The sequence below is a fragment of the Zhenhengia sp. genome (assembly GCF_046966505.1).
In the GTDB taxonomy this organism is placed as follows: Bacteria; Bacillota; Clostridia; order Lachnospirales; family Cellulosilyticaceae; genus Zhenhengia; species Zhenhengia yiwuensis.
The window spans coordinates 176,647-192,262 of sequence record NZ_JBKVCH010000003.1 but is presented as its reverse complement, the minus strand read 5'-3'; the positions used below and the strand labels follow the sequence as shown (position 1 = coordinate 192,262).

The 15,616-nt window shown below is 34.1% G+C and carries 15 protein-coding genes and 1 tRNA gene; 13 read left to right on the top strand and 3 right to left on the bottom strand.

Annotated elements, in window-relative coordinates; all coding sequences use genetic code 11:
- Nucleotides 1-188: 188 nt before the first annotated feature.
- From pyk to ACLTBU_RS04995, 3 genes are all read left to right on the top strand, one after another.
- Entirely contained in the window at nt 189-1,610 is a 1,422-nt protein-coding gene (gene pyk, locus ACLTBU_RS05005) for a pyruvate kinase (protein ID WP_249331116.1), read from the top strand.
- A gap of 611 nt (nt 1,611-2,221) precedes the next feature.
- Nucleotides 2,222-2,593 carry a CidA/LrgA family protein gene (locus ACLTBU_RS05000; protein WP_412217930.1) on the top strand — a complete coding sequence of 124 codons (372 nt, stop codon included), beginning with the start codon at nt 2,222-2,224 and terminating at the stop codon, nt 2,591-2,593.
- On the top strand, nt 2,590-3,270 hold the full coding sequence (locus tag ACLTBU_RS04995) for an LrgB family protein (protein ID WP_177671243.1): 681 nt from the start codon (nt 2,590-2,592) through the stop codon (nt 3,268-3,270). Before ACLTBU_RS05000 ends, ACLTBU_RS04995 begins: the two co-directional genes overlap by 4 nt.
- Before the next feature lie 272 nt (nt 3,271-3,542).
- Here ACLTBU_RS04995 and ACLTBU_RS04990 read toward each other — a convergent pair.
- Nucleotides 3,543-3,615 (bottom strand) — tRNA-Thr (locus ACLTBU_RS04990).
- A gap of 158 nt (nt 3,616-3,773) precedes the next feature.
- Here ACLTBU_RS04990 and ACLTBU_RS04985 point away from each other — a divergent pair.
- The 4 genes from ACLTBU_RS04985 to ACLTBU_RS04970 all read left to right on the top strand — a co-directional run bounded on the left by ACLTBU_RS04985 (nt 3,774) and on the right by ACLTBU_RS04970 (nt 7,840).
- Nucleotides 3,774-4,400 (top strand): CBS domain-containing protein, encoded by a 627-nt coding sequence (locus tag ACLTBU_RS04985; protein WP_177671242.1) that lies wholly within the window; start codon nt 3,774-3,776, stop codon nt 4,398-4,400.
- Nucleotides 4,401-4,482: 82 nt separating this feature from the next.
- Nucleotides 4,483-5,349, top strand: a complete 867-nt coding sequence (locus ACLTBU_RS04980; RefSeq protein WP_177671241.1) for a DegV family protein — start codon at nt 4,483-4,485, stop codon at nt 5,347-5,349.
- A gap of 422 nt (nt 5,350-5,771) precedes the next feature.
- Nucleotides 5,772-7,310, top strand: a complete 1,539-nt coding sequence (locus ACLTBU_RS04975; RefSeq protein ID WP_177671240.1) for an AbgT family transporter — start codon at nt 5,772-5,774, stop codon at nt 7,308-7,310.
- Nucleotides 7,311-7,432: 122 nt separating this feature from the next.
- Complete coding sequence (locus ACLTBU_RS04970; RefSeq protein WP_249331119.1) at nt 7,433-7,840, top strand: hypothetical protein; 408 nt, start codon at nt 7,433-7,435, stop codon at nt 7,838-7,840.
- A 21-nt stretch (nt 7,841-7,861) separates the two neighbouring features.
- Here ACLTBU_RS04970 and ACLTBU_RS04965 read toward each other — a convergent pair whose 3' ends face one another.
- Complete coding sequence (locus ACLTBU_RS04965) at nt 7,862-9,055, bottom strand: cation diffusion facilitator family transporter (RefSeq protein WP_177671238.1); 1,194 nt, start codon at nt 9,053-9,055, stop codon at nt 7,862-7,864.
- Between the two features lie 123 nt (nt 9,056-9,178).
- On the opposite strand from ACLTBU_RS04965, the gene ACLTBU_RS04960 reads away from it, so the two are divergent.
- A complete protein-coding gene (locus ACLTBU_RS04960) occupies nt 9,179-10,003 on the top strand; it encodes an HAD family hydrolase (protein WP_177671237.1) in 825 nt (274 codons plus the stop codon).
- A 53-nt stretch (nt 10,004-10,056) separates the two neighbouring features.
- The gene (locus ACLTBU_RS04955) at nt 10,057-10,908 is read left to right on the top strand and encodes a hemolysin family protein (RefSeq protein ID WP_177671236.1); all 852 of its coding nucleotides are present in this window, start codon (nt 10,057-10,059) and stop codon (nt 10,906-10,908) included.
- Nucleotides 10,909-10,949: 41 nt separating this feature from the next.
- On the opposite strand, the gene ACLTBU_RS04950 is transcribed toward ACLTBU_RS04955, so the two are convergent.
- Complete coding sequence (locus tag ACLTBU_RS04950; protein ID WP_177671235.1) at nt 10,950-11,468, bottom strand: QueT transporter family protein; 519 nt, start codon at nt 11,466-11,468, stop codon at nt 10,950-10,952.
- Between the two features lie 181 nt (nt 11,469-11,649).
- On the opposite strand from ACLTBU_RS04950, the gene ACLTBU_RS04945 reads away from it, so the two are divergent.
- From ACLTBU_RS04945 to ACLTBU_RS04930, 4 genes are all read left to right on the top strand, one after another.
- Entirely contained in the window at nt 11,650-12,387 is a 738-nt protein-coding gene (locus ACLTBU_RS04945; protein ID WP_177671234.1) for a class I SAM-dependent methyltransferase, read from the top strand.
- A 21-nt stretch (nt 12,388-12,408) separates the two neighbouring features.
- Nucleotides 12,409-12,555: a hypothetical protein gene (locus ACLTBU_RS04940; protein ID WP_177671233.1), complete on the top strand. Its 147-nt coding sequence runs from the start codon at nt 12,409-12,411 to the stop codon at nt 12,553-12,555.
- Nucleotides 12,556-12,668: 113 nt separating this feature from the next.
- On the top strand, nt 12,669-14,258 hold the full coding sequence (locus ACLTBU_RS04935) for an ABC-F family ATP-binding cassette domain-containing protein (protein ID WP_177671232.1): 1,590 nt from the start codon (nt 12,669-12,671) through the stop codon (nt 14,256-14,258).
- A gap of 67 nt (nt 14,259-14,325) precedes the next feature.
- Nucleotides 14,326-15,594 (top strand): serine dehydratase subunit alpha family protein, encoded by a 1,269-nt coding sequence (locus ACLTBU_RS04930; protein ID WP_412217925.1) that lies wholly within the window; start codon nt 14,326-14,328, stop codon nt 15,592-15,594.
- Nucleotides 15,595-15,616 lie beyond the last annotated feature (22 nt).

Here is a 15,616-nt window from a genome sequence, read left to right as displayed (position 1 = left end):
ATTTATCTAGAAAAAGGGAAAAAACGCACATCATAAGCACTAAATAAAAGTAAAATAATTAGGCATACTATATAAATATCAACAAAAATAAGAAATTCAGCTATTCACACTTGAATATAACCATTTAAATACAGTATTATGTTAGTTGAAGAAATAGTTAAGACAGCTAGAATATTGGAGTGAAAAACATGAGAAAAACAAAAATTATATGCACACTTGGTCCAGCAACAGAAGATGAGAAAGTATTACGCGAATTAATGCTTGCCGGCATGGATATTTGCCGTTTTAATTTTTCACATGGTGACCATGAAACACACAAGCAAAAATATGACACAGTTGTAAAAATTAGAGAGCAATTAGGCCTTCCAGTAGCAACGATGCTTGATACAAAAGGTCCAGAAATCCGTATCTGTAAATTCAAAGATACAAAAGTAATGCTTCAAAAAGGTGATACATTCACACTTACAACACGTGAAGTAGAGGGTACAAAAGACATTGTAAGTGTTACTTATAAAAACTTACCAAGCGATGTACATGTAGGCTCTGCTATTCTTTTAGATGATGGTCTTATTGAACTTAATGTTCTTGAGATTAAAGATGGTACAGATGTTATCTGTAAAGTTATGAATGATGGTGCTGTTTCAAACAACAAAGGTGTTAACTTACCAGATGCAAGCCTTTCAATGCCATTCATCAGCCAAAAAGATAGAGAAGATATGATCTTCGGGGCTAAAACAGGATTTGATTTTATTGCAGCTTCTTTCACAAGAACAGCTGATGATATCTTAGAAATTCGTAAAATCCTTGAAGAACACGATCGTACTGATATGAAAATCATTGCTAAAATTGAGAACCGTGAAGGTGTTAACAACATTGATGAAATTATCCGTGTTGCAGATGGTGTAATGGTTGCTCGTGGGGATATGGGTGTTGAAATTCCTCTTGAAGAAGTACCAGGACTTCAAAAAATGATTATCAAAAAAGTTTACAATGCAGGTAAACAAGTAATTACAGCAACACAAATGCTTGATTCTATGATGAAAAATCCTAGACCAACTCGTGCGGAAACAAACGACGTTGCAAATGCTATCTATGATGGTACAAGTGCAATTATGCTTTCTGGTGAAACAGCAGCAGGTGCTTACCCAATTGAAGCATTAAAAATCATGGCACGTATTGCACTTCATACAGAAAAAAATATTGATTATATCAAACGTTTCAAAAACAGAGATTCAGATGGCGTACAAAATGTAACAAATGCAATTTCTTACTCAACATGTGCAGCAGCACACGACTTAAATGCGAAAGCAATCGTAACTGTAACAAAATCAGGACGTACTGCACATATGATTTCTAAATATCGTCCATTAGCACCAATTATTGGATGTACAACATCAGAAAAAACATATAGACAACTTAGCATGACATGGGGCGTTATTCCTGTACTTATTGATGAACAACAAGATACAACAGATCTTTTTGAAGTAGCTATGAAGGCAGCAGAAAAAACAGGTATTGTATCAAAAGGTGATTTAGTTGTATTAACAGGTGGTATGCCACTTGGTGTTTCTGGTACAACAAATATCATGAAAGTTGATGTAATTGGTTAAATCCTTCTATTAGGAACAGGTCTTAACGATAAAATCGTAAGCAGAAATGTATACACCTGTCACAATAAGGAAACTGTTAAGAGAAATTTACAAGTTTCAAATGAAATTTTACCATTTATTAAAAAGTAGCTGGTATCATTACATAACAATCTAACCTTAACTCACAGATAGTAATTATAGGGATAGCATTGGATATTCCAGTAATTGTTAATGCAGCTTATGCAACTAAAATCTTAAAAATGGTACAACAGTAATTATGGATAGTGCACGTGGTGTAGTATCATACATGTCTTAATTGGATTGAAAGTAGCTTACTTTTGTAAGCTACTTTTTTATGCATTAAATAGGGGACAAAATAAAAGGTACATGCATATTATAACTATCATAATGTCTAGGGGTGAGAAAATGAGGGAGAACTATTATAATGCATTTTGGAGTAGTACTTTTTTTAAGAAGAGAAGAGGGCAAATGGAACAATTAGAGGAACTATTTAAACATCTTAAAAAAAGGAGATTTAAACTAAAAGGCTGATTAACAGCCTTTTTTATTGTAAATAAATTGTTAAGGTTGTATAATGAATTATTGAATAATGAATACAAAGGAGACAAGCAATGTATACATCAATTTTATTGCAGACGGCTATTATATTTGCATTATATTTTATGGGAGAAGGTATTGCCACGCTGCTTCCTATCACAATTCCAGGTAATATTATAGGGATGCTCTTAATGTTTATAGGGCTACTGCTTAAGTGGATTAAAGTTAAACATGTACAGACTGTAGGACGCTTTTTACTAAACCATATGGCATTTTTGTTTATTCCTGCAGGTGTATCTATTATAGAGAGTATTGAGCTTATACAAGATGATTGGTTTAAGATTTTAATAGTATGTGTTCTAACAACTATTATTACATTTACAGCTACAGGTTTAACAGCTAAAGCTGTTATAAGATTACAGGAAGGATGGAAGAGAAAAAAATGAGAGAACTGATAACATCGCCTTTATTTAGTATTATGCTTTGTATAGGTGCTTTTGAAATGGGAGGATGGATTCATAGGAAAACAAAAATAGATGCACTGAATCCTTTATTAATAGCTATTGCACTTGTTATTGTTATGCTTAAGATGCTAGACATACCTCTTGAGATTTTTAATGAAGGTGGAGATATGATTAACTTACTACTAGGACCAGCAACTGTAGTATTGGCTGTACCTATGTATGAACAAGTAGAGATTCTTAAGAAGAATATTATTCCTATTATAGTTGCAACGGGAGTAGGTGCGTTAACTTCCATAGGAAGTGTTCTTTTACTTTGTAGAGCATTTGGATTAGATGAAGCTTTATTAGCTTCACTGCTACCTAAATCAGTAACAACACCTATTGCTGTTGAAGTGTCTGTTCAGCATGGAGGGATTGCTTCTATTACTATAGCAGCAGTAGTTATTACAGGAATATTAGGTGCTGTAATAGCACCAGGACTTATTAAGATTTTTAAGCTGGAAGGATGTTCTGTAGCATCAGGACTTGCTATTGGTGCTTCCAGCCATGCAATGGGAACAAGTAAAGCTGTACAGATTGGCGAAATTGAAGGAGCTATGTCTGGGCTTGCTATAGGTATAATGGGAATCTTCACAGTATTATTTTCATTGTTTTTATAACTTAAGAGTGAAAAAGAATAAAGAGTTTTATATTTTATTCAGAGGTCTTATTGGGCTTGAATGCATTAGAAAAAGAAGCCAGCTGTGTTGAGGACTTATAGGAGTGTATGTATGGACGCTGCACTTATTATGATTACGAACCAATATGCATTTATTAAGCCGAGCACAAGGGGGGAGGCTATATAGAAGAGCTTTAAAATTATAGAGATAAAAAAATAGGCTAAAAAAATCCAGGTTATGCCATAAAGGGATAACCTGGATTTTGCTTTTTAAGCTGGAAACGTGACTTGAACACGCGACCTATTGATTACGAATCAATTGCTCTACCGACTGAGCTATTCCAGCACAAATTAAAGTTATTAGTATATTCTATATTACATGATAAAAGACAAATAGTAAAGAGGAAAAGTATATAAAAATAGGATAATTAAATAATACAATTAAATGTTTGAAATATTTATGCTATAATGAGATAAATATATAAACTAGGAGGGGATAGAAAAATGATGGTTAAGAATATTATGATACCTATAGAGAAGCTTACGACAGTAGCATTAGAAGACACTGTTAAAGACACAATTGCACTTATTGATGCACATAATTTGCTCTCATTGCCTGTAGTTCAAGGTAATAAATTTGTCGGAATCATTTCAAAGAAATACATCTTCGAAGAGTATTTTAAGAGTAATGAGGACAAGGAAGAATTTTTAGAGCGTAAAGTAGCAGAATTCATGAAGACGAAGATTGATGCCGTGAGTGAAAGAGATTTGGTTGAAGTACCGGGAACAATACTAGCAGAACATAACTTGCAGTTTGTACCTGTAGTTAATGAAAAGGGAAATTTTAATGGGATTGTAACGCATAAGGCTATTTTTAAAACCTTTAATAAAATTTTAGGTGTTGGGCATACACGTATTGAAGTCATCACAAGAGATGTAAAAGGTAGACTTGCGGCTTTAACAGAAATTATTACCAAACAAGATGTTAACATTCTTAGTATTGCAGAAATTGATATAGAAGTCATGAATTTAAGAGAGATTATTATGCGTGTAGATAGTAAAAATATTAAAGCGCTTATTGAGGCACTTAATGGAGGGGGATTTACTGTTAAGCGTGTAGATGAAGAATAAAGACGACCAGATTGGTTGTCTTTTTCAGAGTCAAGTAGTTTGAATATGAAAATTTTTGGGATAGATTAGGGAGTGTGATAATATGGCAATTCGATTAATAACAGATTCAGCATGTGATTTACCACTTGCATATGTACAAGCACATCACATAGATATCGCATCTTTACAAGTAAATATTAAAGGTGAATTTTATAAAGATGATCTAGGACAGACTGTACAGTATGATACCTTCTATCAGATGCTCCGTGAAGGAGAACTGACTTCTACGTCACAAGTTAATGTGCATACCTTTGAAGAACTTTTTGAAGGATATGTATTAAATGGAGATTCTATTATTTTTATTGGTCTTGCAAGCGTATTAAGTGGAACAGTAAATAGTGCACTTATGGCAAGAGAAAATATGCTTGAAAAATATAAGAATGCGGATATTACCATTATTGATTCAAAAAGTGCAACTTTAGGAGAGGGGGCGCTTGTCTATGGAGCTGTAGAGCAGATAGAGAAGGGAGCTTCAAAAGAAGAGGTTATAGAATGGATTCTTAGCCATAGGGAAAAAGTTGTACATGCTATTGTAGTAGATGATCTTAATTTTTTAAAAAGAGGTGGACGCATTTCGAGTACAACTTCTGTAGTCGGTTCTTTGCTTAATATTAAACCGAGTGTTAAGTTAGATTTAGAAGGGAAAGTTATTCAAGGTCCTAAGCTAAAAGGAACAAAAGCTGTCTTTAAATTTTTAGTTAATACCATAGAAGAAAAAGGGATAGATTTGGAAGAAACTACAATCTTCGTTGCTCATGGAGATGACGAGGAACGTGCCATAAAATTAAAAGAAATGATTTTAGAAGCTTTACCAGTTAAAGAAGTCATTATTAATCCTATGGGAGCCATTATAGGAACTCATGTAGGACCGGATGCTTTAGGTGTATTATTTGTAGGTAAAGAAAGATAATTCTAAAAAGTTAGATATAAGAAATATAAATTGCAAGATTAGAGTTTTAAACTTGCAAAATAATAATAGGGAAAGAAAAAAATAAAAAAATATTTAACTAAAAAAACATCTTTTTTAAGATGTTTTTTTATGTTTAACTCAAAAAATGAAAGCTTTATGCACTTTAATTAAATAAAGTGAGTTGCTTGTTATCAATGGTTTAGTGAGGGTTTTTGTAGATGGCTTGAAAAAATAAATGCATTTTTATAACAAGCAATAAGTAAAAAAAGAAGTAAGGGGAATTTTATGGTATTCATAAGAAAATGCATAAAATAGGTTTACAAGTTGCAATGGACTGTGTTATGATAGGGGCAAGAAAAGTTAACATAAGGTTGATGAAGAGCTAGAAACGAGACAGTAAAGTAAAGACAGGAGGAATAAATATGAAAGAGAAAAAGAAATCAAGTACATCTCTAATAGAGAAAATTGGTAAAAAAATACCTGATCCAGTTATTATCTTTATGGGATTGTATGTCATTACAATGATACTTACTCTTGTAATGGGTGGTAAAACATTTGAAACAATGAGTGCCGATGGTGGTACCATTGTTCATGAAATAAAAAATATGTTTGAAGCAGAAAATATCCAATGGATATTTAATAATGCCTTACTTAAAAACTGGTTATCCTATGGTGGTGGGGTACTTGGTACAATCCTTATTGTTATGTTAGGGGTAGGGATTGCAGAAGAATCAGGTTTACTTACAGCATTAATTAAAAAAATAGGACTTAAAGTATCAGATAAATTTTTACCAGTTGCTTTAGTATTTTTAGGGATTATGAGTAGTATTGCATCAGATGCAGGATATCTTATTCTTATTCCTCTTGCAGGGCTTCTTTACGCAGGACTTAAGAAAAATCCTCTTATCGGTATGGCTGCGGCTTTCGCCGGGGTATCAGCAGGATTTAGTGCGAATTTATTCCCAAGTACACCAAGTGATGTTATCATCGGTAAAAATGCTCAGCTTTTCGCAGAGAGTCAAGGTGTACCTTTTGCTAATGCAGCGGGCGAGGCACTTAATGGACCTACAATGCACTACTTCTTCATTGCAGCTTCTACAATCTTATTAACACTTGTAGGTGCTTTTGTAACAGTTAAATTCATTAAGCCTAGATTAGAAAAACAAAGCTATACGATTCCAGATGATATTGATTTAAGTGATTTCACAGTTAAACCAGAAGAAAATAAAGCACTTAAGTTTGCTGGACTTGGTTTACTTCTTGCAGGCGTGGTTGTAGCATATTTAGGGTTTGGACCACTTGCTTCTTTTGTTACAGAAGAAGGTACAAAAGTAACACCATTTATTGATAACATTATTTTAATGATTACATTCTTATTCTTTGTACCAGGTTTATTTTTCGGTATTAAAATGGGGCTTTTCAAAAGTGCTCAAGATGTTATACGTGCTATGGCAAAACAAATGGGTAATATGGGATATGTACTTGTTTTAACATTCTTCTCATATAACTTCTTAGCACTTTTAACAGAATGTAACCTTGGAACATACATTACATTCTTAGGAGCTAAGGGACTTCAAGCTATGGGACTTGATAATTCTCCAATCCTTCTTATTATTGGATTTATTATTACAACAGCGATTATCAACCTTTTCGTAGGTGGTTTAACATCAAAATGGATGCTTCTTGGACCAATCTTCATCCCAATGTTATTCCAAGTACATTCAGGTATGACACCAGATATTGTTGCAGCGGCTTATAGGGTAGCTGACTCATCAACAAATATCATTACACCACTTATGTCTTACGCAGGGGTTATCCTAGTATTCATGAGAAAATACAAGCCAGAATATACAATTGGTGATCTTATTGGACTTATGTTCCCGTATTCAGTAGCTTTCCTTGTTGTTTGGACAGCACTTTTAATTGGATTCTTTACATTTGGTATTCCATTAGGATTTTAGTTAAAAAGGACTCTGAAAAATTTTTCAGAGTCCTTTTAGGTTAGAATAACAAATAAATGGTAATAGGAATATAATAGTATAGATGAGTTTAGTCTATTAAGGACTAGAGGAGGCTAGCTATTATGAATTCAAAGATGCACTCAGCGTTAGCTGCATGGACTCTTTTTTCCTTACTCAATCGTTCTGATGAGAACTCTGAATGGATTAAAGATGCAGGTCTTAATATAGAAGAGGACTATTTTACATTATTACCTGGATACAATCAGTGTACAGTGGGGCAGATTCTTAGAATTGAACTTGATGAAGTTGCAGACGGGCGTTTTACATGGAAGTTAAATATACCTGTTGGAATAAAGCACATTAAAGATAGTGTAGATGAGGATCATAAACATAGATGGCTTATTGAGGTTGTTCAAGCAGGAAGATATAAAATTGCAGTAGATTACATTGATAAAAAACGTATGTATCGTATAAAAAAGCGTGTTATATTTGAGGTAGAGGCACTGCCTGCGCCTGGAAGAGATGAATAAAAAATGATAAACACCATGAAGTTAGGACTTCGTGGTGTTTATCATTGTAGGAATATAATTACGGTCTATAGTAATAACGCTATGGAAAGATTCATCTTGGGTTTTAAGCTGTTTGTCAATAAGGTAAGCTAGCTCTTTATCTGACATTTTAAATTCAGGAGGAACTGTAATATCAAAAATAAGATTAGTGTGTGTTACCCCTTGGACAATTCTGAAATCATGGATAGATAAAATAGGGTCTATTTCATCTAAGATACTTAAAATAATATCTTTAAGAGCATTTGAGACAGCATCATCTTTAATAATAGGATCTAAATGAATAACAAGATGGATACCTAATTCTAGAATAAAGTCACGTTCAATACGGTCAATAAGGTCATGACTCTCTAAAATATCTTCAGCTGCAGATACTTCCACGTGCACGGAAGCAAAGCATCTGTTTGGTCCATAGTTATGTACCATTAGGTCATGTAAGCCTAGTACACCTTCATAAGTTAAAATTTTGCTATGAATTTTATCTACAAGTTCTGTTGTAGGTGCTTCTCCTAAAAGGGGGTTAATGGTATCTTTAATAATATTAATACCGGAGTAGATAATAAAGCATGCTACAATAAGCCCAATAAAGCCATCTAAGTTAATAGAAGTGAAATAAAAGATCACCATAGAAATAAGAACGCTACTTGTAGCAATCACATCATTTAAGCTATCTGTTGCAGTAGCGTTAAGTGTAGTGGAATCAATTTTTTTACCTAAGTGTCTGTTGAAGAGACTCATCCAAAACTTGACTAAAATAGAGATACTAAGGACAAGCATTGTTATCCATGAAACATATATAGGTGTGGGTGAAAAAATTTTGGAGATAGAAGAACCTGCTAATTGAAGACCTAAGAAAATGATGATAAAGGAAATAACAAGTCCAGCTACATATTCTACACGTGCATGACCAAAAGGATGGTCCTGATCAGCAGGTTTAGAGGAAATTTTAAAACCTACCAAAGTTACAATGGAGGAAGCTGCATCTGATAAGTTATTAATAGCATCAGCTGTAATAGAAACACTACCAGATAAAATACCTACAATAAGTTTAAAAATAAAAAGTAAGATGTTACAGAAAATGCCTACAGCACTACCTAGAAAACCATACTTTTCACGGATAATGGGATTTTGAATATCTTTATAATCTTTAATGAAAGTACGAATAAGAAACTGCGTCATAGTACCCTCCTACATAAATAATATGCTATCAGTTTAGCATTTCTAGCTATTGTATGCAAATACCAAAAGAAAAGTAGAGGAAAATCTGTTATAATAGAAATAGACTACTTATGAGGAGGCATTATGGCAAATAAGACATTATGGATTTCAGATTTGGATGGAACCTTGTTAAATAAAGAAAAGAAAGTATCAGACTATACAAAGAAAATCTTAAATGAAAAAATAGCAGAGGGGCTTTGTTTTAGTATTGCAACAGCACGTACTCCTGCAACTGTAGTGGATATGCTAAAGGGTGTAGAAATTAGTGTGCCAGTTGTAGTAATGAATGGAGCAGCTGTTTATAATATGGCGACATCAACTTATGAACATGTTAATTACTTAGAGACTGATATGGTAAAAGTGATAGAGAACCTTCTAAAAGAGAAGAAACAAAATGCTTTTACTTACTGTATTGACAATAATCAGCTCATAGCTTATCATGGAGCTTTCACAAATGAAGCACAAAAGAAGTTTTATGAGGAAAGACAAAATAATCCACGTAAACTTTTTAAAGCAGAAGAAACACCGTTAGATGCAAGAGTTGCTTATTTTGTTGTAATAGGTGAGGAAGAGGCAGTACGTAGTATCTATGAGGTTTTAAAAGGTTATGATAAAGTTAACCAAGTATTTTATGAAGATATTTATAACGCAGGCGTATATTACTTAGAAATTTATAGTGAGGAAGTTTCTAAAGCAAATGCAATTAAGTTTTTGAAAAAAACATTTGGCTTTGATAAACTTGTCTGCTTCGGAGATAATTATAATGATATAGAAATGTTTGAAATGGCAGATGAAGGCTGTGCAGTAGCTAATGCTGTTGAAAAAATTAAAGAGCTTAGTACACAAGTGATTGGTCACCATAATGAAGATGGTGTGGCAAAGTTTATTGAATCAAAGTGGCAAAAATGATAAAATGATGCATATAGTTATATATAAGTTTAATTGATAAAGGGGGAATCGCCGTGGAAGGCCAGCCGAGGTCTAGGCAGATTTTTAAACGTATTAAAGAATCTCTAATACCTAAAAAAGCAAGATTAAAAAAAGAAGTATCGGAAGAAGATATTAAGACACTGATCAATCAAGGGAATGAAAATGGGCTTATTGATCAAACTGCAAAAGATATGCTTTATGGTGTCTTTTCATTTGATGATAAGACTGCTCTAGAGATTATGACACCGCGAGCAACTGTTGTAAGTGTAGAGGTGAAAAAGTCAGGCAAAGCTGTGCTTGATATGATGATGAGTCATCCTTTTTCACGTATTCCGGTCTATGAAGACGTACCACATAATATTGTAGGAATACTACATGCTAAGGAGTTGTATGAATGGGCACTTAGGGAAGGCGTAGATAACCTTGAAGTAAAAAAACTTATGAAGCCAGCCTATTATGTTCCTGAGACGAAAACCATTGCAACACTTTTTAGAGAACTTCAGGAGACGAAAAATCATCTAGCGGTTATTTTAGATGAGTATGGAGATTTCCAAGGTATTGTTACAGTAGATGATATTGTAAGTCAGGTAGTAGGAGAGATTGCAGATGAGCATACCTCCTATGAGGAAATCGAGCAGATAGATGAACATACTTATCTGGTGGATGGTTTGACCCATATTGAGGATGTTAATAAACACTTAGGGCTAGAAATTGAATGTGAGCATTTTGATACCATTGGTGGATTTGTGATCAATTTAATCGGGTGGATTCCTAAACAGGCCGTTTCTGTATCGTATAAAAATATTGTATTTGAAGTGGAAAAGGTAAAATCTAATCGTGTAGAAACACTTAAGATTTATCTTATGCACTCCATTGCTGTATAAAAAGAACCATCACCCTTTTATAAGAGGGGTGACGGTTCTTTTTATTGCATATTTTGTCTATGTGCATGAAGTAAATGTGGATACTTCTTCATAATAAGTATGAAGAGTGGTCCACCTACAATAGTAACAACAACGAATTCTCCAATACCTACTTCAAGCATGGTTAAAGCAAGTGGGAGTTCAAATAAGTAATGTAACATCCAGCCAATAATAAGTCCGTTGAATAAAGTGGGCCATAAAGAACTTAGCCAAAGACCAAGCTTAGAGCCTTTAGTGAACTTTGCTGTTAGGCTGATAGCAGATACGCTGATAAAGGTAGCCAGTGTACCCAAAATCACATCCATTATACCATTAGGGCCTAATAAATTAGCTACAAGGCAGCCGAGTGTAAGACCAGCGATATAAAATGGATCAAAGAAGGCGAGCAGCACAAGAAGTTCAGAGACTCTAAACTGCAGATTGCCATAGCTGATTGGTGCTAGTGCAACAGTCAGTACGGCATAAATAGCTGCTACTGCTGCTACTGTTACAAGTCTTTTTGTTGAATTGATGTTTTTCATGTTTATTCTCCTTTACCGTAGTTTTATTTAGAGACAGGAGGCTTCCGAACTGTCTACAAGTATAAAAGTTTATACCACAAGGTAGTATACGTGTTTTACTTTTAAAAAGCAACCCTTTGAATAATTTAATAGCCATTGGTTATTATACTATACATATTACCAAGAAAAGGAGGCGCATATCATGTCTTTTTATAGTACGATTGCTCCTTATTATGATTATATTTTTCCTGCCCACCCAAGTCAGATTAAGTTTTTAAAAGAGATTATAGGAAATGGTACGAAGCAAGTGTTAGATATAGCCTGTGGTAATGGCAGTTATGCGATTGCTATGGCGAAGTCTGGCTACCTGGTAACAGCACTTGATAATGATGCAGGCATGATTGAAAGTGCCAAAGCTAAGGCTGATCTTGAAGAGGTATCCCTTGCTCTTATTCATTGTCCTATGGAAAATATGAAAAACTATATACAAGGTAAGTTTGATGTAGCTTACTGTATTGGTAATTCTCTTGTACATTTGGAAGATGAAGAGAAGATAGAAAGCTTTTTAAAAGACCTATATAAAGTTCTTCAGGAAGATGGAAAAGCAATTATTCAGATTATCAATTATGACCGTGTTCTTAAACATGGGCAGACTAAATTACCTGATATTTTTCATGAGGAGGTAGGACTTAAGTTCTTTAGAAGCTATGAAGTGGATGAGAATGAGAAATATGTGGATTTCAAGACCAAGTTACACCTAAAAGATAAGGTAGAGGAGCACGCTACGAAACTTATCCCACTCTTAAAAGATAATCTGGTAGCACTTTGTAACAAAGCAGGTTTTAAAGTAAATACTTGTTATGGAGATTTTGGAAAATCAGATTTTAATGAAGATGAAAGCTATCACTGTATAGTAGTTCTAGAAAAAGGGGCATACTAAAAAGAAAAGGGTGTATAACAAATGACAAATGAAGCATTGAATAGTTTGTTAGAGCAAGGTCTTAGGGGTTGTGAAGATAGACATATAGAAACACATAAATGTGCGCATTGTATTTATAACCTTCCTAAAGACGGAATAGATTACTGCATGTTTCATGATATGGAATAAAGAAAAGGATGGCCAAATAGACCATCCTTTTCTTTAAGTATTTTTTGTGGTATAATTACAAATTGTGAAATTGAATTTGCTTATTAATTTGTTTTTAAATAAAGGAGAATCTCATGATTACAGTATCAGACGTAAGCTTACAGTACGGTGGTACCAAGCTATTTAAAGATGTAAATCTTAAATTCACACCAGGTAACTGCTATGGTGTAATTGGTGCTAACGGTGCAGGAAAATCAACATTTCTTAAAATTTTATCTGGTGAAATTGATAGTTCAACAGGTGAAGTTAGCATTCCTTCTAATATCAGGATGTCAGTTTTAAAACAGGACCACTACCAATATGATGAGTGTCAAGTACTTGAAACTGTTATTCGTGGTAATGCAAGACTCTATGAAATTATGCAAGAAAAAGAAGCACTTTATGCTAAGGAAGACTTTACAGACGAAGATGGTGTACGTGCTTCTGAACTTGAAGGTGAATTCGCTGAAATGAATGGTTGGGAAGCAGAGTCAGAAGCATCTCAACTTCTACAAGGGTTAGGGGTAGGTATTGACCTTCACTATAACCTTATGAAAGACTTAAATGGTGGAGATAAAGTTAAGGTACTTCTTGCACAAGCTTTATTTGGCCAACCAGGTATCTTATTACTCGATGAGCCTACTAACCATTTAGATATTCAATCAGTAAACTGGCTTGAAGATTTCTTACTTGACTTCCCAGGTACAGTTATCGTAGTATCTCATGACCGTCACTTCTTAAATACAGTATGTACACATACAGTAGATATTGATTACGGTAAAATTAAAATGTATGTAGGTAACTACGACTTCTGGTATGAATCAAGTCAAATGATTCAAAGCTTAATGAAAGCACAAAATAAGAAAAATGAAGATAAAATTAAAGAACTTCAAAACTTTATTACCCGTTTCTCTGCTAATAAATCAAAATCAAAACAAGCAACATCACGTAGAAAAATGCTTGATAAAATTTCTCTTGAGGAGATGCCAGCTTCTTCACGTCGCTACCCATTCGTAGCTTTCAATCAAGACCGTGAAGTAGGAAATGAAATTCTTTATGTAGAAAATGTATCTAAAACAATCGATGGTGTAAAAGTACTTGATAATGTTACTTTCAGAGTTAATAAAGAAGATAAAATTGCCATTATCGGTGAAGATGAAATCGGAATTACTGCATTATTTAAGATTCTTGCAGGTGAAGAAGAACCAGATACAGGTACTGTAAAATGGGGTGTTACAACATCTACATCTTATTTCCCTAAAGATAATAGTGAATACTTCAATGATTGTGATCTTGACCTTATTAACTGGTTACGTCAATACTCAGATGAAAAATCTGAAAGTTACCTTCGTGGTTTCTTAGGACGTATGCTCTTTGCAGGTGAAGATGCACTTAAGCCAGCTAAAGTATTATCAGGGGGAGAAAAAGTACGTTGTATGCTTTCAAGAATGATGCTTGCTGGTTCTAACGTATTACTTCTTGACCAACCAACTAACCACTTGGATCTTGAGTCTATTACAGCACTTAATAATGGTCTTATTAACTTTAAAGGCAATGTTCTCTTTACATCACATGACCACCAATTTATTCAAACTGTTTCAAATCGTATTATCGAAATAAAAACAGATGGTATTGTGGATCGTATGATGAGCTATGATGATTACCTAGAGCAAAAAAACAAATAAGGTTTTGAAAGTCTACTTCTTTTAAGGTATAGGAAGTAGACTTTCTTTAAAAGCAGGGAGAATAAGTATGATTAAGGACTATTTAGAGATTTTAAGAGAAGAACTAGTAGTAGCAATTGGATGCACGGAACCTATTGCAGTAGTACTCGCAGCAGCAAAAGCAGGAGAAGTGCTAGGAGGATTACCAGAGAAGGTAGATATTAGATGTAGCGGGAACTTTATTAAAAATGCAAAAAGTGTAGAAATTCCTAATGGACAAGGTTTAAAAGGTATTTTAGCTTGTACAGCTCTTGGCTTTGTTGTAAAAGGAAGTGATAAGGAATTAGAAATCTTACAAGAAGTAAGTAAGCAGCAAATAGATCAGGCTAAGGCACTTTTAGACAAGGGAACTATAACACTGCATAAACTAGACACAACTGAAAAGCTTCATATTATTGTAGAATGTATGAAAGGTGATACACAAGTTAGTGTAGAACTTAAAAGAACGCATCATAATATTAGTAAGATTGTAAAAAATGGAAAAATATTATTTAAAGAAAATCTAGAAGAAACAAACCCAAAAGGCTATAGTGTAGATAGAAGCATATTAAGTGTTTCAGGAATCTGTCAGTTTGTTCAGGAAGTGGATCAAGATATATTAAAAGATTTATTAAATGAGGTGGTATGTAACAACACGAGTATCGCAAAAGAAGGACTTGAAGCACATTACGGTAATGAAGTAGCTAGAACAATTTACAAATATTATGGAGAGGATAATATCTATGCAAGGCTTAAGGCAATGGGAGCAGCAGGTTCAGATGCCCGTATGGGAGGATGTCCTTATCCAGTTGTAACAGTAGTGGGAAGTGGCAATCAAGGTATGACTTGTACACTACCAGTTGTAGAGTATGCACACTATAAAAATGTATCTGAAGAAAAACTTCATAGGGCGTTAGCTTTAGCACTTCTTATTAGTATTCATCAAAAAACAGGTATAGGTAGATTGTCAGCTTATTGTGGTGCTGTAAGTGCATCATGTGGAGCAGCATGTGGGCTCACTTATTTAGAAAAAGGTGCTGATTTAGAGGCTATTAGCCAGACTATTACCAATACCTTAGCCGTTGCATCAGGCATTGTTTGTGATGGTGCTAAACCATCTTGTGCTGCTAAGATTGCAACAAGTTTAGAAGCAGCACTTCTTGCTCATCTTATGGCTTTAGAAGGTAATACTTTTGAGGCGGGAACAGGAATCATCAAAGAGGATGTAGAGGACACTATTGCGGCAGTTGGAAAACTTGCAAGTGTAGGTATGCATCAGACAGATGAAGTGATTTTAGACATTATGTTAGAAAACTAATCCCTAAGGGATATACAATAGA